This is a genomic window from Streptomyces chartreusis, assembly GCF_008704715.1.
Taxonomy (GTDB): Bacteria; Actinomycetota; Actinomycetes; order Streptomycetales; family Streptomycetaceae; genus Streptomyces; species Streptomyces chartreusis.
This window is the reverse complement of record NZ_CP023689.1, coordinates 6,303,957-6,328,079: the sequence shown is the minus strand read 5'-3', so window position 1 is coordinate 6,328,079 and position 24,123 is coordinate 6,303,957. Positions and strand designations below refer to the sequence as shown.

Here is a 24,123-nt window from a genome sequence, read left to right as displayed (position 1 = left end):
CACAGATTTCGAGAGCGCCGGCAAGGAGGAAAGAGCGCCCGTTCACAGGGACCAACGCGACCACCTCACCCGCGGTCACCCGGAGTCGTCCGTTCGGCCCAATAGGGCCGCCGAAAATCACACTCCGTCATATCGACCGGGCCGGACATGCCGAAGGGCCGGCTCCGAGGGATACGGAGCCGGCCCCGAGCGCGAGCCGATGGGCCGCGAACTCACCTGTTGAGCGGAAGTCCACCGAGCAGCCGGCCGTCGACGGGGTTCGGCAGCGCGCCGCCGAAGACGGGGGTCTTCACCATGCCCGAGTCCTTCACGCCGGTCTTCACCTTGTCCGCCGTGCGCTTCACGTTGTTGCCGACGTAGCCGGTCGGCAGCTTGGCGGCGGTGGGGAGGCTGCGGGCGACCGTCTTACCGTTGTCGACGAGGCCCTGCCCCGACATGTCCACCGCGGAGGCGGGGACAGCGGCGCCGGCAATGGCAATCGAGCCGGCGACAACGGCAGCGGCCTTCAGGTTCTTCATCGTGGTCCTTTCCAGGTAAATCCGGTCCTCGTTCTCCCGGGCTAACGAGAGGGGGACCGCCCGGGAAACTCTGCGCTCTCAAGTTCCAGGAACTCATACGAAAAGACCCGTTGCGCCGGCAATGGCCGGCACAACGGGTCGGAAGGTTCAGGCGGCGGGCAGTTCGCGGTCGAGCTGCGTGGCGACCCTGACGTTCACGAGGGACTTGAGCACGTTGTCGGCGCTGGTGTCCACCTCTTCCTGGGAGCCGAGGGAGGTGAGCGCGCTCAGCAGGGAACTGAGCGTCTCGCCGAGGGCGCCGAGAGCGTCCGAGGTGAGGTTCGTCGTCTGGGAGGCCGTCTCAGTGGTCTCCACAGTCGACGTGCTGGTCGATGTCCCGGCCGCCGTCTCGGTCGTGGCCTCGGTGGTCGTCTCCGCCGTGGCCTCCTCGGTTGCCGCTGCCGCCTCGGCGAGCGCCTCCTTCTTGGCCGCCGCGACCTCCTTCAGGGCCGCGTCGATCTCCTTCTGCGCCTCGGCGAGGGCGTCCTTCCTGGCCTGGTCGGCCTCCTTGCGGGCCTGCTCGGCCTCCTTCAGGGCGGCGTCGATCTCCTTCTGGGCCTCGGCGACGGCGTCCGCGAGTTCCTTCGCCTCCGCCTCGGTGAGCGGGTCGTCGTCGGCGTAGACCGCGCTGTTCAGAAGGTGCGTCACCGGGGTCAGTGCGGTGCCGAGACCGGCCAGGGCCGGGGTCTGACTTCGGACGGCCGAGCGCCCGGAGTCCGGTGGGGCGGCGAGGGCGGGTGCGGCCGCCGTGCCCAGCAGGAGGGCCGCGCACAGGGCGGATATGGCGAAGTGCCGGTTGTTCGTCGAAGGCATGGAGTCCACCTCGAAGTGAGTTTTCGGATCTTGCGATCACCGTTAAACCGGCACGGCGCGCCCGCAACCGCTCATCACTCCGAACAGACCATTCTGAAAACCACACCGGGCGACGACTCCGAATGGGTGGTCCCGTGCGGGAAACAACCCGCAAAACGCTGCCGCTCCAACACTGTTGACCGGATAGAAGATAAATATGGATAAGTGGCTGGTACTGCTTATCTGCTGAACCCACGAAGCCGGTTGAAGCGCAGACCCTCTCGAACAGGCGCGGGATCTTATATCGGGAACGCGAGCCACACATCGTGTTACTGGTTCGGACTCATTTCTTCGGAAGGGCAGCTTCGGTCATGCGCATCGCGCCGCACATCCTGCATGTCGCCCAGCCCGTCGAGGGGGGTGTCGCGCGGGTCGTGACGGACCTGGCCGCGGCACAACTCGCCACGGGGCTGCGGGTGACCGTGGTCTGTCCGAGAGGCGGCACGCTGGCGTACGACGTACGCGCGCTGGGCTGCCGGGTCGTGCGCTGGGACGCCACCCGCTCCCCGGGACTCCGGCTCCCGGGTGAGGTACGGCGGCTGTCGCGGCTGGTGCGAGACGTGCGGCCGGACCTGGTGCACGCGCACAGCGCGAAGGCCGGGCTCGCGGCGAGGCTCGCGGTGCGCGGCGCCCTGCCCACCGTCTTCCAGCCGCACGCCTGGTCGTTCGAGGCCGCCGACGGAGCCGTCGCCCGGGTGGCGCTGGCCTGGGAGCGGTTCGGGACGCGCTGGGCGAAGCGGGTGCTGTGCGTGAGCGAGGCCGAGCGGCGTACCGGCTACCGGGCCGGGATCTCCGCCCGCTGGCAGGTGGTCCCCAACGGCGTCGACACCGACCGGTTCCGGCCGGAGGGGGAGAGCGCGCGCTCCGGGGCGGGTCCGCTCGTGGTGTGTGTGGGACGGCTGTGCCGCCAGAAGGGTCAGGACGTGCTCCTGCGGGCCTGGCCCGAGGTCGAGCGGCAGGTCCCCGGGGCACGGCTGGTGCTCGTGGGTGACGGCCCGGACGACGGGCGGCTGCGCGCGTCGGCGCCCGCGTCGGTGCGGTTCGCCGGCGGGACGCCGGACGTCGCCGGCTGGTACCGGGCCGCCGATGTCGTGGTCCTGCCGTCCCGCTGGGAGGGCATGGCGCTCGCCCCGCTGGAGGCCATGGCGTGCGGCCGGCCGGTCGTCGCCACGGACGTGGACGGGGCCGCCGAGAGTCTGCCGGCCGCCCATCGGCCGGACTGCCTGGTGCCGCCGGAGGACCCCGGTGCGCTGGCGCGGGCGCTCACGACGCTGCTGCGGGACGAGCCGCTGCGCTCGGCGCTCGGCGCGCAGGGCCGCTCGCACGTGCTGCGCGCGCACGATCTGCGCCAGACCACGGACGCGGTGACCGATGTGTACCGCGAGCTGCTCGGCCTCACCGCCGCGCAGATGTCCGGATCCGACGAGGGCAGAAAGTGCATGACCACATGACCGCGGAAAGTACCGTCGCCTCGCCTGCGGGGCCGCAGGTCCCCGGGGGCGCCGTCTCCGTCCTCGCCCCCCGCGGCCAGGCCGCCGGACGCCGGGGCGGTGCCGGGCGGGGCGCCCGCCGTCCACGCCCGGCCGCCCGGAGCTTCCGGACCACGCTGTGGCTCCTCGACGCGGGCGCGGCCCTGCTGGGGGCCCTGGTGCTGCCGGCGCCGCACAGACATCCGCTGGTCGTCGCCCTGCTCGCGCTCGGTGTGCTGTGCCTGAACCGGCGGGCGTCCCTCTACGACACCTCCGCCGTCACCGGCGTGCTCGACGAACTGCCCGCCGTCTGCGCCCGGATCGCCGTGGGCTGGGCCGCCGTGGTGGCGCTCTCCCCGCTGCGGTCCGTCCCGTTGGCCGTGCTGGCCGGAGCGGCCGCGGTGCACTGTGCGGCGGCCGTCGCGGGGCGCGCGGCGGTGCACGGGCTGCGGCGCCGCGCGTTGCGGCAGCGGCCCGGTCCGGCGCTGGTGGTCGGCCCGCTCGCGGCGACGCGGCGGGTGTCGGCCGCGCTGCTGCGCCAACCGGACTGCGGCGTAAGGCCGGTCGGCCTGGTCGCCGACGACCCGGAGGTGCTCGGCGAGGCCGACGACGAGCTCGGGCTGCCGGTGCTGACGACCGCGCTGGAGGCGCGGCGGGCACTCGTCCAGAACGGTGTGCGCACGGTCCTCGTGGTGGGGGCCGCGACCCGGGTGGAGAAGGCGGGCGTGCTGCGGGCGCTGGCCGCGCACGGGTGCGCGCTGTGGGAGCTGGACGCCGATCCTCCGTCGTACGGCGTGAGCGGGCACCGGACGGGGGCCGGTCATCTGGCGGGATTCTCCGGCCGGTTGCTGCGGCCGCGGGGTGCGCGGCGGCACGGCAGCGTGGGCAAGCGGGCGCTCGACGTGCTGCTGTCCGGTGCGCTGCTGGTGCTGGTCGCGCCGGTCCTGCTGATCTGTGCGCTCGTGCTGCGGGTCCTGGACGGGCCGGGTGTGGTGTTCCGGCAGGAGCGGATCGGCAAGGACGGGCGGCCGTTCACGATGCTGAAGCTGCGCACCCACCGGCCCGCCAGCGCGCACGAGGCGGCGACCCGCTGGAGCGTGGCCGACGAGCAGGACATGAGCCGCTTCTGCCACTTCCTGCGCCGTACCTCGCTGGACGAGCTGCTCCAGCTGTGGAACGTCTTCCGCGGCGACATGAGCCTGGTCGGGCCCCGGCCCGAACGACCCTTCTTCGTCGCCGAGTTCAGCCAGGCCCACCCCGGCTATCCGGCGCGGCACCGGATGCGGACCGGGATCACCGGGCTGGCGCAGGTCCACGGGCTGCGCGGGGACACCTCGATCGAGGACCGGTGCCGCTACGACAACGCCTACATCGACAACTGGTCGCTGTGGCAGGACATCTGCATCCTGCTGCGCACGGCGGCCCAGTTCGTACGGCCGACGGGGAGCTGAGCCACGGTGAGCACTTCTACGACGGTCAAGGTCCGGCCCGCACCCGCGCTGCCGCCCTCGGCGCGGCGCCGGGTCCGCTCCCTGCGGCCCGTCCTGTCCGTGCTGCCGGTCGTGGCGGTCGTCGTCCTGCTGGGGCTGCCGGTCGTGCCGAGCGGCTCCGCGACTCCCGCCGACGCGGCGTCCGCGCTCGTCGTGCTGTGGGCCGTGGTCGACACCGTGCTGCGGGCGCGGCGGCCGCTGACGCGGACCGCGGCGATCGTGTTCGGGCTGCCGGTGGTGGGCATCGCGGTCGCCGCGGCGGGCGCCACGGCCGCCGCCGACGCGGTCACCGGACTGGCCCGGTACCTCCAGGTGTTCGTGCTCATCCCGCTCGCCGTGATGGTGCTGGTGCGCGACCGGCGCGGGGCCCGGCTGCTGATGTGGTCGCTGGTCGGGCTCGCCCTGTGGCAGGGGGCGATCGGCGTCAAGCAGTACCTGACCGGGACCGGGGCGTCGTATCAGGGGGCGTTCATCCGGGCGGTGGGCACGTTCGGGCCGTCCGACGTGATGGGCATGGCCACCGTCGTCGCGCTCGGCATGGTCGCCGCGACCGGGCTCGCGCTCGCGGCGCGGGACCGGCGGCAGCAGCTCGTGGCGACCGGGTGCGTGCTGGTGCTGCTGGTGCCGCTCGCGCTGTCCTTCAGCCGGGGCGCCTGGATCGCCACCGCGCTGGCCTGCGGGGCTCAGCTGCTGATGGCCGGGGTGCGGCGGGCGGCGAAGGTGTGCGCGGCGGCCGTGGCGGCCTCGGTGCTGCTGGTCGGCGGGCTCGGGGTGGGCGCGACGGCGCTGGAGGAGCGGCTGACCAGCATCACCCAGGTCACCGACGCGCCGGACCAGTCGGTGATCGACCGCTACACCATGTGGGCGGCGGCGGCCGGCATGTGGGGCGAGCACCCGGTGGTCGGCGTGGGGCTGAAGGCGTTCCCGGCCTACCGGGACGGCCATGCCTCGCTCGCGCTGTCGTCGGGCAGCGACACGGAGGGGGCGGGCCAGGCCTACCGGCGCCAGCCGCTGCTGTCCCCGCACAACATGTATCTGCTGCTCCTCAGCGAGCAGGGCATCCTGGGCCTGATCACGGTCGCCGGCAGCTGGCTGGCCCTGCTGGTGGTCGCCCTGCGCCGGCTGCGGCGCGGCGGCAGCCCCGCCCGGGACTGCGCGCTGCCGGTCTGCGGCCTGCTGCTGTGGCAGCTCGTCAACTTCCTCTACGCCGACATCGGCGGCCCCTCCACGGTCCTCACGGCCATCTGCTTCGGCCTGGCGGCGTGGTGGGGACTGACCCCCGCCGCACCCGAGGCACCGGCCGCGCAACCCGCCCCGACCGCCGAATCGGCAGCACGATGACCCCCGGCCCGGCGACAACCGACGGCGCCCACGCCCGCGCCGCCACCTCGGCCGACGGCTTCAGGGCCGACGAAGCGGCCCTCACGTCCCCGGCCGACGCGTGCACCCCGAGTGACCGGGTGCGCACCCCGCGCCCGGTCCAGGACCTCCCCGACCTCACGGCCGGCGCGAACGGACTGCCTCCGCTCCAGGACGACTCCGATCGCACGGTCGGCGCCCCTCGCCCACGCGCCGTCAAGCCGCCTCCCCCAGCCGCCTCCACCCCCCGGCCCCCGGCCCCCCGCCGCCCCAGCGCTCCCACCCGGCGTTTCCTCGCTCGGGCGACCCTCTTGTCCGCCGCGTTGTCGATGGCCGGGGCGTTGCTCGGACTCGGGCGGGATCAGGCCTTGGCGCATCTGTTCGGGGCCGGGGCCGAGAGCGATGCGTTCCTGGTGGCCTGGACGGTGCCGGAGATGGCGTCGACGCTGCTGATCGAGGACGGGATGGCGTTCGTGCTGGTGCCGGCGTTCAGCATGGCGCTGGCCCGTCGGGCGGCCCAGGGGTCCGGTTCCCCCGACCCCGTGCGGGCACTGGTCTCCTCCTCGCTGCCGCGGCTGTGTCTGGCCCTCGCCGGTACGGCGGCGCTGCTCGCGGCCGGGGCGCCGATGCTGGTGTCCGTCCTCGCGCCCGGTCTCTCCGACCCGTCGCTGGCCGTGTCCTGCACCCGGCTCACCGCGACCTGCGTGCTGAGCTTCGGCATCGCCGGCTACTTCAGCGCGGCCCTTCGAGCCCACCGCAGCTATCTCGCGCCGGGCGCCATCTACATCGCCTACAACCTCGCGATCATCACCGCGATGTTCGCCCTCGGCGCCCGCTGGGGCGTACAGGCAGCCGCGCTCGGTGTCGCGATCGGCGGGTGCCTGATGGCCGCCGTACAGGCACCGCCGTTGTGGCGGCGCATCGCGCGGCGGCCCGAGCAGCCGGTCGAGGTTCCGGCGTCCCCGCACGAGGGGGACGGCGGCCGGACCGTGGCGTTCGGGCTGGTCTGCGCCGTGCTGCTGTTCGCGCTGTGCCGGCAGTCGCAGGTGCTCATCGAGCGGTACTTCGCCTCCGGGCTGCCCGCGGGGTCGATCTCGCATCTCAACTACGCCCAGAAGGTCGCCCAGTTGCCGATGTCGCTGTCGATGATGGTGTGCGTCGTCACCTTCCCGGTGGTGGCGCGGGCCATCGCCGAGGGCGACACACGGCGGGCGACGGAACGGGTCGAGCGGGATCTGGCGCTGATGGCCTGCCTGGTGCTGGTCGGTGCGGCCGTGGTCGTCGCCGGCGCGCCGCAGATCGTCCAACTACTTTTCCAGCGGGGCGCGTTCACCGCGCAGGACACCGCCGCCACCGCCGCCGTCATGCGGGTGTACGCGCTCGGCCTGCTCGGCCAGACGCTGGTGGGGGCGCTCGTGCGGTCGTACTTCTCCACGGGCCGCACCACCTGGTTCCCGCTGGGCGCGATGGGCGCGGGAGCGCTCGCGACCGCCGGGATCAGCCTGTGGGCCGTGGGCCCGTGGGGCGCCCGCGGAATCGCCGCGGCCAACGCGGCCGGTATCACCCTCACCGCGCTGCTCCTGCTGCTGGGCCTGGGGCCGCGTGCCGTGCCGGTGTGCGTGCGCCGGGTCGTCGCCGAACTGTCCCGGCCGGTGCGGGCGGCCGTCTGCGCCACCGGCGCCGGGCTGCTGTGCGTGCGGCAGTTCGACTCCCCCGCGGCCGCCGTCGCCGCCTGCTGTCTGTGCGTGACCGCCGTCTTCCTCCTGCTGGCCTGGGCCCTCGACGCGGCCGGTGCCCGCTCCCTCCTGCTTCCCGTCACGCAATCCGTCCGTAGCTCCGTCACACGAAGGCTCCGCCATGGTCGCTGACATCACCGCCGCGCCACCCGCGGCCGAACCGCTCCCCGCCCCGGACACGGAGGGACGCCCGAAGCGGCGGCCAGCCGCCTGGGTGGCCATGTACCACTCCGTCTCGAACTGCCCGGAGGACCCGTACGACATCACCGTCACCCCCGGGCGCCTGGAGCGGCAGTTCGCCTGGATGGCCGCCCGCGGCCTGCGCGGGGTGAGCGTGCGCGAGCTGCTCGACGCGCGCGCCCTCGGCCTGGAGCGCGGCCTGGTGGGGCTCACCTTCGACGACGGGTACTCCGACTTCGTCACCACCGCCCTGCCCGTGCTGCACCGCTGGGGCTTCACGGCGACCGTGTTCGTGCTGCCGGGGCTGCTCGACGGCGAGAACTCCTGGGAGCAGAGCGGCCCGCGCAAGGCCCTGCTCGACGCGGACGGCATCCGCTTCGCCGCGGACGCCGGCATGGAGATCGCCTCGCACGGGCTGACCCACATCGACCTGACCAAGGCCCACGACGACGAACTGCACGCCGAGGTCGCCGAGAGCCGGTACCGGCTCGCCCACCTCACCGGCGAGGACGTCGAGGGCTTCTGCTACCCGTACGGCCATCTCGACGAGCGGGCCGTCGACGCGGTGCGCCGCGCCGGGTACCGCTACGGCTGCGCCATCACCCCCGGCCCGGCCGGCTCCGGCGACTTCGCGCTGCCGCGCATCCACATCGGCGAGGCCGACTCCTCCATCCGGCTGGAGCTGAAGCGCCGCCTCGCCTGGGTCTACGGCCGCGCGCTGGAGTCCGTGTGAAGGCCCTGCACGTCATCACCGGCCTCGGCGTCGGCGGCGCCGAGCAGCAGCTGCGGCTGTTGCTGCGGCACCTGCCCGCGCAGTGCGACGTGGTGACGCTGACGAACCCCGGCCCGGTCGCCGAGGGCCTGACCGCCGACGGGGTGCGTGTCACCCACCTCGGCATGACCGGCAACCGCGACCTGGCGGCCCTGCCACGGCTGACCCGGCTGATCCGCGACGGCGGCTACGACCTGGTCCACACCCATCTGTACCGGGCCTGCCTGTACGGGCGGGTCGCGGCGCGCCTGGCGAAGGTCCGGGCCGTCGTCGCCACCGAGCACTCGATCGGCGCGACCCGGCTGGAGGGCCGGCCGCGCACGGCGGGCGTACGCGGGCTGTACCTGGCCGGCGAGCGCCTCGGCCACGCCACGGTGGCCGTCTCCCCGACGGTGGCCGAGCGGCTGCGGCACTGGGGCGTGCCGGGGCAGCGCATCCGCGTCATCCCGAACGGCATCGACGCGCCCCGCTTCCGCTACGACGCCGCGCGCCGCGAGGTGGCCCGCACGTTCCTCGGACTGCCCGAGGGCGCGTTCGTCGTCGGCGGCGTGGGACGCATGACCCCGGGCAAGCGCTTCGACCTGCTGGTGCGGGCGCTGGCGCTGCTGCCCGGCGACGTATGGCTGTTGCTGGTCGGCGGCGGGCCCGAGGAGGACGTGCTGCGGCGCACCGCGCGGGACCTGGGCGTCTCCAACCGGGTCCTGATGACGGGCGAGCGGCCGAGCCTGCCCGACCCCCAGGACGAGGCACCCGACCTGGTCGACCTGCTGTCCGCGATGGACGTGCTCGCCTCGCCGTCGCCGGAGGAGTCCTTCGGGCTGGCCGTGGTGGAGGCGCTGGCGGCCGGGCTCCCCGTGCTGTACGCGAGCTGCCCGGCCGTCGAGGACCTGCCGCCGGGCGCGGCACCCGGGGCCCGGCGGGTGCCGGGCGGCGCCGGGGCGTACGCGCGCGAACTGCTGCGGCTGCGGGCGGCGGGACCCGGCGAGCGCAGCGCCCCGGACGCGGTGGGCCGCTACGACATCGCGGCCACCGCTGAACAGCTGATGGATCTGTACACGGCCGCTCTGTCCGGCTCGAACCTGGAAGGCAGTACCTCATGACGGACAACCCCGCTGGGCGTGACCAGCTCTTCGACCGTACGCCGACGAGGCGGCTGCCGTCGTGGTGGTGGCTGCCGGCCGGCGCGCTGATCGGTGTCGTCGCCGGTGGCGCCTACGGCCAGCTGCGGCCACCGCAGTACACGGCGACGAGTTCCGTCGTCGCGGTGCCCAACGGCAGGACCGACGCCGACTGCACCGACGCGCTCGGTTTCGCCCAGGCCTACGGCCGGGTGGCCAAGCAGCTCGCGGTGCTCGGCGACGCACAGGTGTGGGCGGGTGTGCCCGCGTCCACGCTGCGCGAGAGCGTCGACGTCGCGACCTCCCCGGACGCGCCGATGGTCGCGGTCTCGGCGACCTCGACGAACCCCGGTCAGGCGGTGGACATCGCCAACGCCGTGTCCCGGGCCCTGCTGACGCACGCCGACAACACCAAGGACGACACCGGCATCAAGCTGGAGCGCCTGTCCCGTGCCGCGCGGCCCACCGAGCCGTCGTCCGCGTCCCCGGCGCTGACCGCGCTCGTCGGCGCGAGCGCCGGCGGGCTGCTGGGCGGGCTCTCGCTGCTGGTCCGGCCGCGGCGGACGGAGGACGACGACGACACGGGCCGGGCGTCGGTGCCCGGTCCGGCGAACGCCGCCGACACCCACGGAACGCTCGGGTGACGGCGCCCGTCCGAGCGCTCTCGGTGGAGGTGTGCACCGAGGAGCGCGCGTTCGCGGAGCTGGCCGGGGAGTGGGAGCGCCTGTACCGGGCGTGCCCGTCGGCGACGCCGTTCCAGAGCCACGCCTGGCTGCACTCGTGGTGGCTGTCGTACGGCACGCCGGGCCGGCTGCGGCTCGTCCTGGTGCGCAGCGGCGGGGAGTTGGTGGCGGTGGCCCCGATGATGCGGGTGCATCATCCGCTGCCGGCGCTGGTGCCGATGGGCGGTGCGATCACCGACCTGTGCGATGTGCTCATCGACGACGCGGTGGCCGAGCCGGCCGCCGCGGCGCTCGCGGGCGCGCTGGGCGAGCTGGCCCGCTCGGCGCTGATCGACTTCCGCGAGGTGCGGCCGGGCGGCGCCATGGAACGGGTCTACCGGTGCTGGCGCGGCCCGCGGCAGCGGGTGTCCGACTCGATGTGCCTGGAGCTGCCCGCGCTGCCCATGGCGGACCTGGTCGGCCGGTTGCCCACGGGGCGTGCCCGGCGCATCCGCAGCAAGATCAACCAGCTCGGCCGGATCGGCGTCGAGTGGCGTTTCGTGGAGCCCGAGGAGACCGGGTCCGCGGTCGGCCGGCTCCTCGAACTGCACCGGCTGCAGTGGGAGGACCGGAAGGTGTCGAGCGAGCATCTGCGGCCCCGGTTCCTGGAGCACCTGGTGCGGGCGGCGGCTCCGCTGACGCGTACCGGTGAGGCTGCGACGTCGGAGTTCCGGCTCGACGGCTCGGTGGTGGCGGTCAACATCACGCTGCTGTCGGGGGCGTTGGCCGGGATGTACATGTACGGCTTCGACCCGCAGCTGCGGCGGCGCCGGGTGGACGTGGCGACGATGCTGCTGCGCGCGTCCGCCGACCACGCCGCCACCGACGGACGCCGGTCGCTGAGCCTGCTGCGCGGCGACGAGCCCTACAAGTACCGCTGGTGCCCCGAGCCGGTCGTCAACCAGCGCTTCCTGCTGGCCCGGCGCCGCACCCTGCCGCTGCTGGCGGCGGCCGCGGCCGAGGACGCCGCCCGGCGCAGGGCCAAGAAGATCCTGCGCCGGGACGCGGTCACCGAAGATTCCGCGCCTGCTGAAGGCACACGGTGAGGCTGTCGCCGATGCGCTGCTTCAGCCCCTTCTCCAGGTCCACCGGCGTGCACTGCGGCAGTTCGGAGGGCAGGGCGGCGGGGCCGGCCGGCCCCGCCGGGCCGGACGCCGGCTTCGGGTCGCTGTCCGGCTCCGCGGGGACCGCCGGCCCCGGCTCGGGCCGCGGCAGGTAGGGGGTGGACAGCAGCACGCGGTACAGGGCGGCGGCGCGGGGGTTGTCGGAGCACAGCCACACGCCGTGCGGACAGTAGTCGGTGATGGTGTTGTACAGCGGCTTGTGCTCGTCCATCCAGGCGAGCATGCGCAGCATGTACCTGATGTTGTCGCCGTTGCGGAACAGGCCCCACTCGGGATACGAGATCGGCTTGCCGTGCCTGCGCGCGAAGTCCACGTGGTGCCGCAGGCCGTAGGGCTCGGAGACCTGCTCGTCGAAGCCGAGCCCGTGCGGCTGGTCGTAGGCGTCCATGCCGATGATGTCGACGACGTCGTCGCCGGGGTAGCACTCGGGCCAGGGAATCGCGTCCATGCCCCGGCTCGGGGCGAAGTCGAAGCGGAACTTCTGGCCCTCGACGGAGCGCATGACCTTCACGATGCGTTGCCAGTACCGCTTCCAGCTGTCCGGGTCGGGGCCGCAGCGGTGGGTGTAGGTGATGCCGTTCATCTCCCAGCCGAGCACGATGACCGTGTCCGGCACGCCGAGTTCGACCAGCCGCTCGGCCAGTACCTCGAAGTGCTCGTCGAAGGCGCCGGACGCGGCGCGCCGCAGCAGCCCGCGCACGGCCGCGTCCGGGAGGTTCTCCTCGTTGCGTTCCATCATCGGCACGTTCAGCACGAGCATCCGGTCGGCCTTGGCGCGCCGCCACTTCGCCCAGCTGTCGAGGAAGCCGTGCGCGCCCTCGATGTTGTCCCACAGGTCGCCCGGCAGGTAGGTGTGCCCGACGCGCGGCTCCTGGCCGCCCAGCCAGCGGCTGAGCTCCTGCATGCGCTTCACCCCGGCGGGGCCGTAGTGCAGGTACGCGCCGAAGGCGGGGCTGTGCGCGGACACGCCCTGGGGCGAGTGGGCGCCGCCGGGGGGTGCCGGGGACGCCGTGGGTGCGGGCCGGCGCGGGTCGGGCCGGGACGCGGTGTCGGCCGCGAGGGCCGTGCCGGGAGCGAGGGCCGCCGAGGCGACCACGAAGGCGGTGAGGAGCGCCGGCCCTCGGGGGGCGGACCTGCGACGGTCAGGAGCCATACGTGATAGGTAGTCATATCCGCGCCGGTCGCACCATCCGAGTGCGGCCGAACGGGCCGTCAGCTGCCGTACAGCGTCTCTATCTCGTCGGCGTACGCCTTGGTCGCCGCGTGCCGTTTCACCTTCAGGGACGGGGTGAGCATGCCGTTTTCCTCGTTGAACTCGCCCTCGACCAGGACGAACGCGCGGATCGACTCGGCCCGGGAGACGGCCTCGTTGGCGTAGTCGACGGCCCTTTGGACGTCGGCGCGCATCCGCGGGTCCCGGATCACCTCGGCCGGCGGGGTGTCCGCGGGCATTTTGCGTACGGCGAGCCAGTGCGTGAGGGCCTCCGGGTCGAGGGTGATAAGGGCGCCGACGAAGGGCCGGTTGTCGCCGACGACGAGGCACTGCCCGACCGGTGAGCGGCTGCGCAGGCGGTCCTCCAGGACGGCCGGGGAGACGTTCTTGCCGCCGGAGGTGACGAGGATGTCCTTCTTGCGGCCGGTGATGGTGAGGTAGCCGTCCTCGTCGAGGGCGCCGAGGTCGCCGGTGGCGAACCAGTCGTCCCGGAGCACGGCGTCGGTGGCGTCCGGGTTGTTCCAGTACGAGCCGAAGACGATGCCGCCCTTGATGAGGACCTCCCCGTCGTCGGCGATCCGGACCGCGGTGCCGGGGACGGGCCGGCCGACGGTGCCGGGGCGGGGCTTCAGCGGCGGGACGATGGTGGCGGCGGCCGTCGTCTCGGTCAGGCCGTAGCCCTCGTACACGATGATGCCGGCGGCGTAGAAGAACAGGTTGAGGTTGCGGTCCAGCGGGGAGCCGCCGCTGATGGCGTAGCTCATGCGGCCGCCGAGCTCCTTGCGGACGCGGCGGTAGACCAGCAGGTCGTACAGGGCCCAGGCGGCGTAGAGGCCGGGACCGGGGCCCTTGCCCGTGCCGAGGAACTTGTCGAGGTAGGCCTCGCCGAAGCGGACGGCGACGCGGTCGGCGCGGTCGAAGGAGGCGGCGCGGCCCATCTTCTCGGCGGTGGCGCGGCCGGTGTCGTGGATCTTCTCGAAGAGGTACGGGACGCCGACGAGGAAGGTGGGGCGGAACTCCTTCAGCGCCGGGCGGAGTTCGTCGGGCTTGATGCTCGGGCAGTGGCCGATCTCGATGCGGGCCATCAGACAGGCGATCTGGAGGCTGCGGCCGAGGATGTGCGCGAGGGGCAGGAACAGCAGGGTCGAGGCGGTCTGACGGGTGACCTCCTTGAAGATCGGATGCAGCAGCTCGACCGTGTTGGCGGCCTCGGCGTGGAGGTTGGCGTGGGTGAGGACGCAGCCCTTGGGCCTGCCGGTGGTGCCGGAGGTGTAGCAGACGGTCGCGATGGTGTCCGGGGTGAGGGCCCCGCGGCGCTCGGTGATCTCGTCGTCGGGCAGGTTCCGTCCGAGGCCGGTGAGCGCGCCGAGGGCGTCCTCACCGTCCAACTGCCAGATCCGGGGCCGCTGTTCGTGCCCCGCGGTGCCCGCCGCGACCGTCTCGGTGTTCTCCTTCGTCTCCGTGACGACGTGGCGTACGCCCGAGTCGCGGACGATCCACTCGACCTGGTCGGCGGAGGAGGTGGCGTAGATCGGGACCGTCTGCCCGCCGGCGGCCCAGATCGCGAAGTCCAGGACCGTCCACTCGTAGCGGGTGCGCGACATCACGGCGACCCGGCCGCCGGGTTCGAGCCCGGCGGCGATCAGCCCCTTGGCCACGGCGGTGACCTCGCGGGCGAAGGCGGCGGCGGTGACGGGACGCCAGGTCGGGTCACCGCCCTGCCTGCGCCGCAGGACGACGGCGTCGGGCTCCTCGGCGGCATTGACGTACGGGAGATCGGCGGTGGTCCCGGCGGCCGGCGGCGTGAGCGGCGGCGTGCGGGCCTCGCGGACGACTCCCCGCTCGTCCTTGACGACCTCGACCGTGGCCCGCGCCATCAGGTCGCCCCGCCGCTTCGCCCGCTTCAGGTCCTTGCGTACGCCCATGTCGGCTCCCGGTGCCCGTCGGACTTACCGGGGAGTCAACTTACTCACGCGTAGCCGAAGGTCAATGCTTGTGACACCGCCCGGGGCCGCGGCCCGCCTAGTCCCGCCCCGTCAGCCTGCTCGCCTGATGGATGGCGTCGGCCAGGCCGCGTACGTCCTTGTCCTCCGTCCTGCTCGCCAACCCGTCGGCGCGCTCGGCCAGTTCGCCGAGGTGCGCCGAGCCGGGCAGGGCGCTCCAGCGGTCGTCCCCGAGCCGCAGCGCGTCGGCGAAGTACGCGGCCGTGGCCGTGACCTGGAAGCGCGGGCTCGCGCTCCAGACCGAGTCCTTCAGGGACCCGCTCTCCAGCCGCCCGGACTCCTCGTGCGGAGCCCGCGTGCTCGGGTCCAGCCAGCGGACGCTCGCCGTGGCGAGGTGCCCCTCGGTCCCGGGCTTGGTGCGGACGGCGTACAGGGCCGTCACCGTGTGGCCGGGACCGACCTCGCCGCCGTCGACGCTGTCGTCGCGGAAGTCCTCGTCGGCGACCTGCCGGTTGTCGTAGCCGATGAGCCGGAACTCGGAGACAGTCGACGGGTCGAAGGCGATCTGCGCCTTGGCGTCACGGGCGGTGAGGTCGATGTTGCGCGGCAGGTCCTCGCAGAAGACCTCGCGGCCGTCCTCGGAGGAGGAGACGTAGGCCGTGTGCCCGTCGCCCTTGTCGGCGAGGCGCTCCATCAGGGCGTCGCCGTAGTCGCTGCCGACGCCCACGCCGAAGAGGGTGATGCCGTGTTCGCGGCGTTCGGACGCGATGCGTTCGAGGATGGTGTCCGCGTCGGTGTCGCCCGTGTTGGCCAGTGCGTCGGAGACCAGGACGACTCGGTTGGTGGCGCCCTCGCGCAGGCCGTCCTCCGCCGTTTCGTAGCCCGTCTCCACGCCCGCGCCGAGGTTGGTGGAGTCCGTGGGTTCCAGGCTGTCGATCGCGTCGTGGATCTCGTCCCGGTTGTCGCCCAGGCGCGTCATCGGCAGCACCCGCTCCGCCTCGTCGCTGAAGGTGACGATCGCGACCGAGTCGTCGTCGCGCAGCCGGTCCGTCATCACGCCGAGGGACTCCTTGGCGAGGTCGAGGCGGCCGGGCTCGGCCATGGAGCCGGAGATGTCGATGACGAAGGTCAGCGCCGCCGGCGGGCGCTCGCCGCGGTCGGCGGCCGGCCGGGTGGCCAGGCCCACGCGGACCAGGGACCAGTCCTCGCGGTCGGTGCGGGCTCCGTCGACGCTCACCGAGAAGCCGTTGCCGTCGGGACGGTCGTAGTCCTGGCGGAAGCTGTTGACGAACTCCTCGGGGCGGACCGTCGTGGGGTCGGGCAGATGGCCGTCGGCGAGGGTGCGGCGGGCGTAGCCGTAGGAGGCGGTGTCGACGTCCAGGGCGAAGGTGGAGAGGTAGTCGGGGGCCGGCGCGAACTCCCGGGACTCGGAGTCGTCGCCGTTCTTCTGCTCGCCCGTGCCGCCGGTGCTGCCGCCGTCGGTGTAGCCGGGGGCGGGGGCCGGGCGGCCGGTGGGGTAGCTGCTGTTGTCCGCGGAGGAGTTGTCGCCGTCGCCCGCGCCGCAGCCGGTGAGCAGCAGACCGGCCGCCGCGGTCAGCGCGAGGAGGGTGCCCCGCAGGTCTCGTATTCGGTGACGCTCCATCTTCCGTGCCCCCTGGGTCCGTTGACGTCGACTTTCTGTGACTGTGACGGGCCAGGGGGCCGGAACGTGCGCTACGGAGCGTTGCGGATGAGTCTCGAATGAGGCACGGGGGACGCCTGTCGAGACCGGTGGGTGATCTTCCGTTGACCTAGGACACGACGTCCTTGCGGGCGAAACCGCGGAAGGCCAGCGCGAACAGCACCAGGGCGTACGTTATGGAAATCGCCGCGCCCTGGATCATGCCGGACCACTCGGGAGTGGGCTGTACGGCGTCCGCCCAGGCGAACTGCCAGTGCGCGGGCAGGAAGTGCCGCCAGTCGCCGAGCGCGGTCACCGCGTCCAGGACGTTGCCGACGATGGTCAGGCCGACCGCTCCGCCGACCGCGCCGAGCGCGGCGTCCGTCTTGGTCGACAGCCAGAACGCAAGTCCCGCGGTGACCAGTTGGGACACGAAGATGAACGCCACTATCACCACCAGGCGCTGCGCGGCCGTGCCCGTGTCGATCGAGCCGCCGGTGGGGATCTGGAGAGGGCCCCAGCCGTAGGCGGCCGTGCCGACGGCCAGCGCGACCACGGGGAGCAGGATCATCGCCGCCAGGCTGAGCCCGAGGCCCACCACGAGCTTGGACCACAGCAGCCGGGCCCGGGGCACGGGCGCCGCGAGCAGATAGCGCAAGGAGGACCAGCCGGCCTCCGAGGCGACCGTGTCCCCGCAGAACAGGGCGACGGGGATGACCAGCAGGAAGCCCGCGGAGACGAACAGGTTCACGGCGGCGAAGTTGGCGCCGGACGCGGTGGCCGTGTCCATCAGGGTGATCCGGTTGCCGCCACCGTCCGGCTCGCCGCCGATCGCGAACGCGGCGACCAGCACGAACGGCAGCACGGCCAGGATGCCGAACATGACCAGCGTGCGGCGCCGCTTCAGCTGGCGGATCAGCTCGACCCGCAGCGGCAGCGTGCGGCCCGCCCGGTAGCCGGAGGCGACCTCGGTGCGCTCGGTGAGCGTGCTCATGCGGAGCCTCCGATCAGGGTGAGGAAGGCGTCTTCCAGCCGGCGGTGCGGACCGACCGACTGGACGGGCACTTCGAGGCGGACGAGTTCGGCGACCAGGCGCGTCGCGCTGCCGTCGGCGTCGAGGCGGACGAGCAGCCCGTCGTCGGTGCGCACGGCCGAGGCCACGCCCGGCAGGGCGGCGACCTTGTCGACGACCGGCTCCTCCACGGCCGCGGGCGTGCCCACGAGCAGCGTGTCACCGGAGCCGATGATCTCGCTGACCGGACCGGCCTGCACGAGGCGGCCGCGGTCCATCACCACGAGGTGGGTGCAGGACTGCTCGACCTCCGCCAGGAGATGGCTGGAGACGATGACCGTGCGGCCGGCCGCCGCGTAACGGATCATCACCTGGCGCATCTCGCGGATCTGCGGCGGGTCGAGGCCGTTGGTCGGCTCGTCCAGGATCAGCAGGTCCGGCAGGCCGAGCATGGCCTGCGCGATGGCCAGGCGCTGGCGCATGCCCTGGGAGTAGGTGCGCACCGCACGGGCCAGGGCGTCCCCGAGACCGGCGATCTCCAGGGCCTCGTCGAGGTGGGCGTCCGCGGCCGGGCGGCCGGTGGCCTGCCAGTACAGCTCCAGGTTCTCCCGGCCCGACAGGTGCGGCAGGAAGCCCGCGCCCTCGACGAAGGCGCCGACCCGGGACAGGACGGGCGCGCCGGGGCGGATGGCGTGGCCGAAGACCCGGATCTCACCGGCGTCCGGCTTGATCAGGCCCATCAGCATGCGCAGGGTCGTCGTCTTGCCGGCGCCGTTGGGGCCGAGCAGACCGAGGACCTGGCCCTTCTCCACGCGGAACGACAGGTCCCGTACCGCGTACCGGTCCTGCGAGCCGGCGTACCGCTTGCTCAGGTCGGTGATCTGGAGCGGGGCCTCGGCCAGCGCGGGGTCGGGCGCGGGGGTGGCGGTGCGGCGGCGGGCGGTCAGCAGCAGGGCTAGGGCGACGCCCGCGCCCGCGAGCGGCAGCCACCACACCCAGGCCGGCAGCGGGGCGGCGGCGGTGTCCACGCCGGGTGCCGTGGGGACCGTCAGATCGCCCTTCAGGGAGACGGTGTACGTCGCCGGGGAGAGGGGCGAGGCGTAGCCGAGGTCCGTGGAGGAGACGACCAGGCGCAGCCGGTGGCCGCTCTCGATGTCGTGGTCGATGGCGGGGAGCGTGATCGTCACGTCCTTGCCGGCCTCGGCGTCCTCGACGCGCAGGGGCGTGACCAGCTGGGACGGCAGCACCTGCTGCCTGCCACCGGGGCCGACGTCGTAGACCTTGGCGAAGAGCACCGCGTCCTCGCTGGTCGACTTCACGTGCACGGTCGCCTTCGGGGAGCCGGTGATCCGCAGGTCGCCGGTGACCGGGGCCGACTCGAAGGCGGCGAACTGGCCCGGGAAGTCCAGGGACACCCCGACGCCGAGCGAGGACAGCTGGGAGAGGCCGCCGGTGCCGCCGAGTCCGGGCAGGGCGGAGACGGCGGGCGGGCTGGCGCCGGCCGGGTTGGCGAAGCTCTGCTCGCCGCCGCTGAGACGGAAGGACTTCGGGCCGCTCTCCAGGCCGGGGTAGGAGCCGGCGCTCGCGCCCCGCAGCAGGGCCTGGCCGTCGGTGGAGTCGACGCCTCCGGTGCGGGTGACGCGGAAGGCCGGGCCGGTGTCGGCGCCCTTGTCGTCCTTGAGGTAGCGGTCGAACCAGGACTGGACGCGGGCCTGGATGCGGCCGGTCTCCATGTCGCCGCCGTCGTGGCCGCCGGAGATCCAGTCGACGTCGACGGGGGCGCCGTTGGCCTTGATCGCCCTGGCGGCCCGGTCGGCCTGGCCGAGCGGGAAGAGGGAGTCGGACTGGCCCTGCATCAGCAGGGTCGGCACCTTGATGCGGTCGCCGACGGCCGACGGCGAGCGTTCTTCGAGCATGCTGCGGGCCTGCGCGTCCGGGACGCCGGACTCGGCGACCCGGTCGTACATCTCGCAGACCGGCTTCTCGAACTTCTCGCAGCCGCCCGCGGAGTTGACGAAGATGCCGGCCCAGAGCTTCTTGAACACGCCGTTCGGGAACAGCGCGTCCGCGAGGTTCCAGTAGGTGATCGCCGGGGCGATGGCGTCCACGCGGTCGTCGTGGCCGGCGGCCAGCAGGGAGATCGCGCCGCCGTAGGAGCCGCCCGCCATGCCGACGCGCGGGTCGCCGGTCCTGTCGAGCTCGACCTGGGGCTGCTTCGCCAGCCAGTCGAGCAGCCGGGAGACGTCGGCGACCTCGCCCTTCGGATCGTTCAGCCCGACCTTGCCGGTGGACTTGCCGAAGCCGCGGGCGGACCAGGTCAGCACGGCGTATCCGTCGCGGGCGAGGTTCTCGGCCTGCTGCCGTACGTCGTCCTTGCTGCCGCCGAAGCCGTGCGCGAGGAGGACGGCGGGGCGGCGGCCGCTCTCGGCGGCCGTGAAGTACGAGGTGTCGACCCGCACCCCGTCGCCCATGTCCATGACCCGGTCGGCGCGGCGCACCGCGGGCGCGTCGTCGTCGGCCGACGCGACAGTCCACGTACCGGCACCGGCTATGACGACGACAGCGGCCGCGGCGGCGAACAGCCGCCGCGGCCCCCGTAGCGCGCGGAGCCCGGGCAATCGAAGATCCATGGTTCAACGGTACGGGGCGAACCTGTCGGCGGGTTATCTACCGGAGGCCGAACCGCCACCCCTCCCACGGAAGTACGAGCCCCCTCCCGCGTACACCAGCCGTGGTACGAAGGCACATGGACATCCGCCGGGCCACGACCCCCGCCGAAGTCGCCGCCGCAGAGCACCTTTTCGATCACCCGGTGCGCCCCGAGTGGGCCGAGCGCTTCCTCGGGACCGGGGGCCACCACCTCCTCGTGGCCTACGTCGACGGCGAACCGGTGGGTTTCGTCAGCGGCGTCGAGACCGTGCACCCCGACAAGGGCGCCGAGATGTTCCTGTACGAGCTGGGGGTGGCCGGGCCCTACCGGCGGCGGGGCATCGGGCGGGCGCTGGTGCTGCGGCTCGACGCGCTGGGCCGGCGGCTGGGGTGCTACGGGATGTGGGTGCTGGTCGACACCGACAACGACGTCGCCCTCGCCACGTACCGCAGTGCGGGTGGCAAGGACGACGGGTCGTGCTCGGTGATCACGTGGGCCTTCGGCTGAGGTCGGCCGCCGGTCAGTCCCGCGCGTCCTCCGGGAGGGTCACCAGCCAGCGGGTGTCGCGGCGCGGGCGCAGGTACAGGGCCCAGTAGAGGGTGGCGGCGGCGGTGATGCCGCCGGTCCACAGCAGATGCGCGGTCTCCTGCTGAGTGAGGATGTAGCCGAGGACCACGATCAGCAGGACGGGCATCGCGGGCCACAGCGGCATCCGCCAGGCGCGGGTGTGCCGGTGCGAGCCGCGCCGGGCGAGCAGCGCGGCGACCGCGACGAGCAGGTACATGCCGGTCACCGAGACGCCCGTGACGCCGTACAGGGTGTCGAGGTTGACGAAGCACAGGGCCGCGCCGGGCACGCCGACCGCGAGGGTGGCGACCCACGGGGAGCCGAAGCGGCCGAGCCTGGCGAGGACGTCGTTGACCGGCCGGGGCCAGGCCTTGTCGCGGGCGGAGGCGTACAGCACGCGGGAGTTCTGGATGACCATGACGATGCCCGCGTTGATGATCGCGAGGGCCACGCAGAGGCTGACGAAGGTGCCGACCGCGGAGTTGGACCAGGCGGTGACCATGGCGGAGAGGTCGCCGCCGGTCAGCTCCTGGAGGTCCGAGGCGCCGAGGGTGATGGCGACGACCGGGACCAGGATGATCACGGCGGAGATGCCGAGGGTGGCCAGCACCGTGCGGGCGACGTTGCGGCGCGGGTTCTCCAGCTCCTCGGAGAGGTAGACGGCGGTGGAGAAGCCCTGGGTGACGAACAGGGCGATGGCGAGCCCGGAGACGACCAGCAGGCCCGTCACGGTGTCGGCATGCCCGTCGGCGCCGGCCACCTCCATCGAGACCAGGCTCGCGGGGCCGCGCTCGGCGTGGGCGAAGCCCAGCACCGCCACGACGGCCGCGGCGATGACCTCCAGGACCAGGAAGACGCCGGTGATCCAGGCGTTCGCGCGCAGGTCCAGCAGGCCGGCGAGGGTGGCGAGCAGCATGACGCCGGCGCCGGTCATCGCGGGGTCGAGGTGGACGATCGGGGCGAGGTAGTCGGCGGTGCCCATCGCGATCACCGGCGGGACGACCATGACGACCAGCAGGGAGAGCACGAACACGAGCCAGCCGGCGAGCCGTCCGGCGAGCGTGGAGACCATCGCGTACTCGCCGCCCGCGCTGGGGATGAGGGTGCCCAGCTCCGAGTAGCAGAACGCCACGGCGATGCAGAGCAGCGAGCCGATGGCGATGGTGAGGGCGGTGGCGGTGCCGAGCGAGCCGAACAGGTCGGGGACGACCACGAAGAGGGTGGAGGCGGGGGTCACGCAGGAGAGCGTGAGCAGGGTGCCGCCGACCACGCCGATGGAGCGCTTGAGCTTCTGGGGGCCGTCCGACGCCTCGACTGCGGCGCCCTCGACGGGGGTGAGGGTGTCGGTCACGAGGGGGATGCAACATCGACGGAAACCATCGCGTCAATGGGTGTTCACCTACGGAATCCGTGGCTCCGAAGCCCTCTTTCACGCGTTAACGTCGCGTCAAGGCCGCATACTGGGCGGCTTACACGGGTGCGGGAACCGCAGCACGGGCATCCAAAAAAATGGGGCCGTCCGCGATACGGACGGCCCCCGGCACCGGGTGTCAGTGGTTGCTCGGTGGGGAGACCGGGCGAGCTGCCTGCCTGAGTCTGCGCTCCAGCCACACCTCTGCCAGGGGACCGAGGGGCGAGTACACCACGCGGACGATCGGCACCGCGGCGACGACGACGGCACCGGCGGCCACGATGCCGACCAGCGCCCTGGCGATCCCGACGTCTTTCGGCCCCTTCGGGTCCGCCAGCCAGAGCAGGCACATGAGGATCGCCACGGCCTGCGCGACCATGAGCACACCCCACAGGAGGCCGAGCGCCAGGAAGAAGAGCGACTTCGCGGCCCCCAGGCCGTACTTCGGCAACCATTCGGCCTTGAACGCCCGCGAGGCCGCCTGGCGTTCCGACGGCGTCATGGCCGCCAGTTCCACGCCCTCGTCCATGAAGTTGTCGACCGCTGTGCGTGTCCAGCCCTGAACTGCCTTGCCAAAGGCGGCTGCCTCCAACGTGCCGGCGATGAGAATCGCCGACGACACGGAGGCAACGGTCGTCGCAAAGGCTTCTGTCATCTGCACCCGGACAGACTGCCCAGGTGCCTCAGGTCATGCGACTCACGTTGCCGAACAGTGACGTTCACCATGCCCGCTGAACAGGAACCGGCAGTTCAGCGGGCACGCGAGGGGTGTGCTCAGTGGTTGCGCGGGAAGCCCAGGTCGACGCCGGTGGGGGCGTCGGCCGGGTCGGGCCAGCGGGTGGTGACGACCTTGCCGCGGGTGTAGAAGTGCGTGCCGTCGTTGCCGTAGATGTGGTGGTCGCCGAAGAGGGAGTCCTTCCAGCCGCCGAAGCTGTGGTAGCCGACGGGGACCGGGATCGGGACGTTCACGCCGACCATGCCGGCCTCGATCTCCAGCTGGAAGCGGCGGGCCGCGCCGCCGTCCCGGGTGAAGATCGCGGTGCCGTTGCCGAACGGCGAGGCGTTGATGAGGGCCACGCCCTCCTCGTAGGTCTCGGCGCGCAGCACGCACAGGACGGGGCCGAAGATCTCGTCCTGGTACGCCTTCGCGGACGTGGGCACCTTGTCGAGCAGCGAGATGCCGATCCAGTGGCCGTCCTCGAAGCCGTCGACCGTGTAGCCGGTGCCGTCGAGGACCACCTCGGCGCCCTCGGCCGCGGCGCCGGTGACGTAGGAGGCCACCTTGTCGCGGTGTACGGCGGTGATCAGCGGGCCCATCTCGGAGGTCGGGTCGTTGCCGGGGCCGATCTTGATCTTCTCGGCGCGCTCGCGGATCTTCTCCACCAGCTCGTCGCCGATCGCCCCGACCGCGACGACCGCGGAGATGGCCATGCAGCGCTCGCCCGCGGAGCCGTAGGCCGCGCTCACGGCCGCGTCGGCGGCCGCGTCCAGGTCGGCGTCGGGCAGGACCAGCATGTGGTTCTTGGCGCCGCCGAGCGCCTGGACGCGCTTGTGGTTGGCGGAGGCGGTGGTGTGGATGTAGCGGGCGATCGGCGTCGAGCCGACGAACGAGATCGCCTTGACGTCCGGGTGCTCCAGGAGGCGGTCGACGGCCACCTTGTCGCCGTGCACGACGTTGAAGACACCGTCCGGCAGACCGGCCTCGGCGAGCAGCTCGGCGATCCTGATCGACGCCGACGGGTCCTTCTCGCTCGGCTTGAGCACGAAGGTGTTGCCGCAGGCGATGGCCATCGGGAACATCCACATCGGCACCATCGCCGGGAAGTTGAACGGCGTGATGCCCGCGACGACACCCAGCGGCTGCCGGATCGACGACACGTCGACGCGGCTGGCGACCTGCGTCGACAGCTCGCCCTTCAGCTGCACGGAGATCCCGCACGCCAGGTCGACGATCTCCAGGCCGCGCGCGACCTCGCCGAGGGCGTCGGAGTGCACCTTGCCGTGCTCGGCGGTGACCAGCTCGGCGATCTCGTCGCGGTGGGCGTCCAGCAGGGCGCGGAACTTGAACAGGATCGAGGTGCGCTGGGCCAGCGAGGACTGGCCCCAGGTCAGGTACGCCTCCTTGGCGGCCGCGACCGCCGCGTCCACCTCGTCGACCGAGGCGAAGGCGACGTTCGTGGTGACCGCGCCGGTGGCCGGGTCGGTGACCGGCCCGTACGTGCCCGACGCGCCTTCGGCGGTCTTGCCGCCGATCCAGTGGTTGACGATCTTCGTCATGACCGGTTACT

General features: G+C 72.9%; 19 protein-coding genes. 9 read left to right on the top strand and 10 right to left on the bottom strand.

Translation table 11 applies throughout. The annotated features are described in order from the left end of the window. Window positions 1-212: 212 nt before the first annotated feature. Together CP983_RS27820 and CP983_RS27815 are read right to left on the bottom strand one after the other, a co-directional pair. Window positions 213-518 (bottom strand): hypothetical protein, encoded by a 306-nt coding sequence (locus CP983_RS27820; RefSeq protein ID WP_107905498.1) that lies wholly within the window; start codon window positions 516-518, stop codon window positions 213-215. Between the two features lie 147 nt (window positions 519-665). Next, window positions 666-1,370 (bottom strand): ATP synthase F0 subunit B, encoded by a 705-nt coding sequence (locus CP983_RS27815; protein ID WP_150502508.1) that lies wholly within the window; start codon window positions 1,368-1,370, stop codon window positions 666-668. Window positions 1,371-1,720: 350 nt separating this feature from the next. On the opposite strand from CP983_RS27815, the gene CP983_RS27810 reads away from it, so the two are divergent. From CP983_RS27810 to CP983_RS27775, 8 genes are read left to right on the top strand one after another with little or no spacing between them, the layout of a single operon-like run. After that, on the top strand, window positions 1,721-2,860 hold the full coding sequence (locus CP983_RS27810; protein ID WP_150502506.1) for a glycosyltransferase: 1,140 nt from the start codon (window positions 1,721-1,723) through the stop codon (window positions 2,858-2,860). Then, window positions 2,857-4,329 carry an exopolysaccharide biosynthesis polyprenyl glycosylphosphotransferase gene (locus CP983_RS27805; RefSeq protein ID WP_150502504.1) on the top strand — a complete coding sequence of 491 codons (1,473 nt, stop codon included), beginning with the start codon at window positions 2,857-2,859 and terminating at the stop codon, window positions 4,327-4,329. The genes CP983_RS27810 and CP983_RS27805 overlap by 4 nt, the downstream gene beginning before the upstream one ends. A 6-nt stretch (window positions 4,330-4,335) precedes the next feature. Then, complete coding sequence (locus CP983_RS27800; protein ID WP_373309888.1) at window positions 4,336-5,709, top strand: O-antigen ligase family protein; 1,374 nt, start codon at window positions 4,336-4,338, stop codon at window positions 5,707-5,709. Beyond that, window positions 5,706-7,595, top strand: a complete 1,890-nt coding sequence (locus tag CP983_RS27795; RefSeq protein WP_229915017.1) for a lipid II flippase MurJ — start codon at window positions 5,706-5,708, stop codon at window positions 7,593-7,595. Before CP983_RS27800 ends, CP983_RS27795 begins: the two co-directional genes overlap by 4 nt. Continuing rightward, on the top strand, window positions 7,585-8,376 hold the full coding sequence (locus CP983_RS27790) for a polysaccharide deacetylase family protein (protein WP_107905502.1): 792 nt from the start codon (window positions 7,585-7,587) through the stop codon (window positions 8,374-8,376). The genes CP983_RS27795 and CP983_RS27790 overlap by 11 nt, the downstream gene beginning before the upstream one ends. Beyond that, window positions 8,373-9,515: a glycosyltransferase gene (locus CP983_RS27785; protein ID WP_150502502.1), complete on the top strand. Its 1,143-nt coding sequence runs from the start codon at window positions 8,373-8,375 to the stop codon at window positions 9,513-9,515. Before CP983_RS27790 ends, CP983_RS27785 begins: the two co-directional genes overlap by 4 nt. After that, window positions 9,512-10,177 carry a YveK family protein gene (locus CP983_RS27780; protein WP_093746095.1) on the top strand — a complete coding sequence of 222 codons (666 nt, stop codon included), beginning with the start codon at window positions 9,512-9,514 and terminating at the stop codon, window positions 10,175-10,177. The genes CP983_RS27785 and CP983_RS27780 overlap by 4 nt, the downstream gene beginning before the upstream one ends. Continuing rightward, window positions 10,174-11,301 (top strand): GNAT family N-acetyltransferase, encoded by a 1,128-nt coding sequence (locus CP983_RS27775; protein ID WP_150502500.1) that lies wholly within the window; start codon window positions 10,174-10,176, stop codon window positions 11,299-11,301. Before CP983_RS27780 ends, CP983_RS27775 begins: the two co-directional genes overlap by 4 nt. On the opposite strand, the gene CP983_RS27770 is transcribed toward CP983_RS27775, so the two are convergent. The 5 genes from CP983_RS27770 to CP983_RS27750 form a co-directional block, all read right to left on the bottom strand. Beyond that, a complete protein-coding gene (locus CP983_RS27770) occupies window positions 11,264-12,532 on the bottom strand; it encodes a glycoside hydrolase family 26 protein (RefSeq protein ID WP_150502498.1) in 1,269 nt (422 codons plus the stop codon). The genes CP983_RS27775 and CP983_RS27770 overlap by 38 nt on opposite strands. A gap of 59 nt (window positions 12,533-12,591) precedes the next feature. Then, the gene (locus CP983_RS27765; protein WP_150502496.1) at window positions 12,592-14,517 is read right to left on the bottom strand and encodes an AMP-dependent synthetase/ligase; all 1,926 of its coding nucleotides are present in this window, start codon (window positions 14,515-14,517) and stop codon (window positions 12,592-12,594) included. Window positions 14,518-14,614: 97 nt separating this feature from the next. Beyond that, a complete protein-coding gene (locus CP983_RS27760) occupies window positions 14,615-16,177 on the bottom strand; it encodes a vWA domain-containing protein (RefSeq protein ID WP_150502494.1) in 1,563 nt (520 codons plus the stop codon). A gap of 148 nt (window positions 16,178-16,325) precedes the next feature. Next, window positions 16,326-17,189 (bottom strand): ABC transporter permease, encoded by an 864-nt coding sequence (locus CP983_RS27755; protein WP_093746097.1) that lies wholly within the window; start codon window positions 17,187-17,189, stop codon window positions 16,326-16,328. Then, window positions 17,186-19,837, bottom strand: a complete 2,652-nt coding sequence (locus CP983_RS27750) for a CocE/NonD family hydrolase (RefSeq protein ID WP_167537770.1) — start codon at window positions 19,835-19,837, stop codon at window positions 17,186-17,188. Before CP983_RS27750 ends, CP983_RS27755 begins: the two co-directional genes overlap by 4 nt. A 116-nt stretch (window positions 19,838-19,953) precedes the next feature. Here CP983_RS27750 and CP983_RS27745 point away from each other — a divergent pair, with 116 nt between their 5' ends. Further along, window positions 19,954-20,364, top strand: coding sequence for a GNAT family N-acetyltransferase (locus CP983_RS27745; protein WP_125527296.1), 411 nt, complete (start codon window positions 19,954-19,956; stop codon window positions 20,362-20,364). 13 nt (window positions 20,365-20,377) lie between these two features. Here the strand turns inward: CP983_RS27745 and CP983_RS27740 are convergent, their stop codons facing one another. The 3 genes from CP983_RS27740 to mmsA all read right to left on the bottom strand — a co-directional run bounded on the left by CP983_RS27740 (window position 20,378) and on the right by mmsA (window position 24,112). After that, a complete protein-coding gene (locus CP983_RS27740; protein WP_125527297.1) occupies window positions 20,378-21,775 on the bottom strand; it encodes an APC family permease in 1,398 nt (465 codons plus the stop codon). Window positions 21,776-21,974: 199 nt separating this feature from the next. Next, window positions 21,975-22,496, bottom strand: a complete 522-nt coding sequence (locus tag CP983_RS27735) for a hypothetical protein (RefSeq protein ID WP_167537769.1) — start codon at window positions 22,494-22,496, stop codon at window positions 21,975-21,977. A 113-nt stretch (window positions 22,497-22,609) separates the two neighbouring features. Further along, window positions 22,610-24,112, bottom strand: coding sequence for a CoA-acylating methylmalonate-semialdehyde dehydrogenase (mmsA, locus tag CP983_RS27730; RefSeq protein WP_150502490.1), 1,503 nt, complete (start codon window positions 24,110-24,112; stop codon window positions 22,610-22,612). Window positions 24,113-24,123: the final 11 nt, after the last annotated feature.

Excerpts from the sequence above, each read along its gene's own strand:
- CP983_RS27760 (WP_150502494.1), bottom strand. The coding sequence starts at position 16,177 with ATGGAGCGTCACCGAATACGAGACCTGCGGGGCACCCTCCTCGCGCTG.
- CP983_RS27765 (WP_150502496.1), bottom strand. The coding sequence starts at position 14,517 with ATGGGCGTACGCAAGGACCTGAAGCGGGCGAAGCGGCGGGGCGACCTG.
- CP983_RS27770 (WP_150502498.1), bottom strand. The coding sequence starts at position 12,532 with ATGGCTCCTGACCGTCGCAGGTCCGCCCCCCGAGGGCCGGCGCTCCTC.
- CP983_RS27795 (WP_229915017.1), top strand. The coding sequence starts at position 5,706 with ATGACCCCCGGCCCGGCGACAACCGACGGCGCCCACGCCCGCGCCGCC.
- CP983_RS27815 (WP_150502508.1), bottom strand. The coding sequence starts at position 1,370 with ATGCCTTCGACGAACAACCGGCACTTCGCCATATCCGCCCTGTGCGCG.
- CP983_RS27820 (WP_107905498.1), bottom strand. The coding sequence starts at position 518 with ATGAAGAACCTGAAGGCCGCTGCCGTTGTCGCCGGCTCGATTGCCATT.
- CP983_RS27755 (WP_093746097.1), bottom strand. The coding sequence starts at position 17,189 with ATGAGCACGCTCACCGAGCGCACCGAGGTCGCCTCCGGCTACCGGGCG.
- mmsA (WP_150502490.1), bottom strand. The coding sequence starts at position 24,112 with ATGACGAAGATCGTCAACCACTGGATCGGCGGCAAGACCGCCGAAGGC.
- CP983_RS27805 (WP_150502504.1), top strand. The coding sequence starts at position 2,857 with ATGACCGCGGAAAGTACCGTCGCCTCGCCTGCGGGGCCGCAGGTCCCC.
- CP983_RS27780 (WP_093746095.1), top strand. The coding sequence starts at position 9,512 with ATGACGGACAACCCCGCTGGGCGTGACCAGCTCTTCGACCGTACGCCG.
- CP983_RS27750 (WP_167537770.1), bottom strand. The coding sequence starts at position 19,837 with ATGGATCTTCGATTGCCCGGGCTCCGCGCGCTACGGGGGCCGCGGCGG.
- CP983_RS27745 (WP_125527296.1), top strand. The coding sequence starts at position 19,954 with ATGGACATCCGCCGGGCCACGACCCCCGCCGAAGTCGCCGCCGCAGAG.
- CP983_RS27790 (WP_107905502.1), top strand. The coding sequence starts at position 7,585 with ATGGTCGCTGACATCACCGCCGCGCCACCCGCGGCCGAACCGCTCCCC.
- CP983_RS27810 (WP_150502506.1), top strand. The coding sequence starts at position 1,721 with ATGCGCATCGCGCCGCACATCCTGCATGTCGCCCAGCCCGTCGAGGGG.